The following is a 2,334-nucleotide window of genomic DNA, read 5'->3' as shown; positions in this document are numbered from 1 at the left end:
CGGCATCGCCCTGTTCGCCGAGATCGTGCGGCAGGAGGTGGCGGGTCGCGAGCGCGATTACTTCCTTTTGGAATATGCCGATGGAGACAAGCTCTATGTTCCGCTCGAGCAGGTCGACCGCATCACGCGCTACGTGGGCCCCGATGGGTCCAACCCGCGCCTCACGCGCCTGAACACGGCCGATTGGAGCCGCGCGACGAACAAGGCCCGCAAGAGCGCCAAGAAGTTGGCGTTCGACCTGGTGGACCTCTATACGCGCCGCTCGTCGATCACCGGGTACGCGTTCGGTCCCGATACGCCCGACCAGGTGGAGATGGAGGAGAGCTTCCCGTACGAGCCCACGCATGACCAGCTCGACGCCATCGCCGACATCAAGGGCGATATGGAGAGCACCAAGCCCATGGACCGCCTGCTATGCGGCGACGTGGGATTCGGCAAGACCGAGGTGGCGCTGCGTGCGGCCTTCAAGTGCGTGACCGGCGGCCGCCAGGTCATGGTGCTCTGCCCCACCACGATTCTCGCCCAGCAGCATTTCGAGACGTTCTTCGAGCGCTTCGCCCCGTTCGGCGCGGAGGTCGAGGTGCTCAGCCGCTTCCGCACGCCGGCGCAGCAGCGCCGGGCCCTCGCCGCGTTCGCGGAAGGCAAGGTGGACGTGCTGGTGGGCACGCATCGCCTGCTGTCGTCCGATGTGAATCCGCACGACCTGGGGCTTGTCATCATCGACGAGGAGCAGCGGTTCGGCGTCCAGCATAAAGAGCAGCTCAAGAACATCCGCGAGCAGATCGACGTGCTCACGCTTTCGGCGACCCCCATTCCGCGCACCATGCAGATGGCGCTTTCGGGGGTGCGCGATATGAGCCTCATCACCACGCCTCCCACGGGTAGGCGTCCGGTGAGCGTGCACGTGGGCGAGTACGATCCCGATGTGGTCTCGGCTGCCATCCGCTTGGAGATGGGGCGCGGCGGCCAGGTGTACTACGTGTCGAACCGCGTGAAGACCATCGAGGACGCGGTGGAGCGCGTGCACGAGGCAGCGCCCGAGGCCCGTGTGGGCGTGGCGCACGGCAAGATGAGCCCGCGCGAGGTCGAGGATGTGATGGTACAGTTCGCCACCGGCAAGATCGACGTGCTCGTGGCCACGACCATCATCGAGAGCGGCATCGACAACCCGCACTCCAACACGCTGATCATCGAGGACTCGCAGCGCCTGGGCCTGGCGCAGCTGTACCAGCTCAAGGGGCGCGTCGGGCGCTCCGCAACGCAGGCCTACGCGTACTTCATGTTCCCGGGCGAGCTGCCCCTCACCGAGGAGGCCACGGAGCGCTTGATGGCGCTCTCGGAGTTCCAGGATCTGGGCAGCGGCATGCGTATCGCCATGCGCGACCTGGAGATTCGCGGAGCGGGCTCGCTGGTTGGCGCCGAGCAGCACGGTAACCTGTCGAGCGTGGGCTTCGACCTGTTCACGCAGATGCTGGGGCAGGCGGTTGCCGAGGCGCGCGGCGAGGGCGGCGCCGATGTGGAGGAATCGGGTGTGACGATCAACCTGCCGGCCGATTTCTTCCTAAGCGAGGAGTACCTGCCGGCGGTGGACAAGCGCGTGATGGTGTATCGCAAGCTGGCGGCGGCCGACGAGCTCTCCGTGGTGGATGCGGTGCAGGAGGAGTGCGAGAACGAGCATGGCGAGCTGCCGCAGGCGGCGGCGAACCTGTTCGACCGCGCGCGCATCCGCATTCGCGCCGAGCGCCTGGGCCTGGAGAGCGTGGCGCTCACGCAGGGGCGCCTGGTGTTCCAGGGGATCGACGTGCCCAAGGCTGTCGCATTCGAGCTCAAGGGGCAGCTGGGGGCTATCAACTATCCCAAGAGCCGCAAGTTTACCGTGCCGTATCGCTCGGGTGCTGGCGCGGGGTCGGGCGTTGGGCGCGGCATCGACGCAAGCGACGAGAGCATGACGTGCGTCCAGGCCGCGTTGGGCCTGCTTGTGCGCTTGGGCGCATCGGGTGATGACGATTAGCGCCTAAGACCGCCTTGAACCGCCTCTCCTTTCTCATGGCCAAGAAAGGGGAGGCGGTTTTTCTTTGAGGCGGGATCGAAATCGAGCTCTTTCGAGCCCTCCCCCTCGAAGTGAGGAGAAAAATCAGCTCCCTTCGAGCCCTCCCCCTCGAAGTGAGTTGATTTTTTCGAAGGGGGCGAGTAGGCCCCTGTTGGGGGAGCGGCTCACCTGGGGTTTTCTTGCAAATTGCAGCGGGATATCGGGCGCCTCTCGATTTTTCCACTCACTTCGGGGGTGCCAGGTTGTTTTTGGTCCGCCGACCCCTCGAAGTGAGTGGAAATGCG

The 2,334-nt window shown here is 65.4% G+C and carries 1 protein-coding gene; it reads left to right on the top strand.

The features are described from left to right. The coding region (gene mfd, locus I2E26_RS06795; RefSeq protein ID WP_195420125.1) for a transcription-repair coupling factor at positions 1-2,011 on the top strand (2,011 nt) is incomplete at its 5' end. Positions 2,012-2,334 lie beyond the last annotated feature (323 nt).

Source organism: Collinsella sp. D33t1_170424_A12 (genome assembly GCF_015554865.1).
Taxonomy (GTDB): domain Bacteria; phylum Actinomycetota; class Coriobacteriia; order Coriobacteriales; family Coriobacteriaceae; genus Collinsella.
The sequence above is the reverse complement of the archived record's forward strand: the minus strand, read 5'-3'. Positions and strand labels throughout refer to the sequence as shown.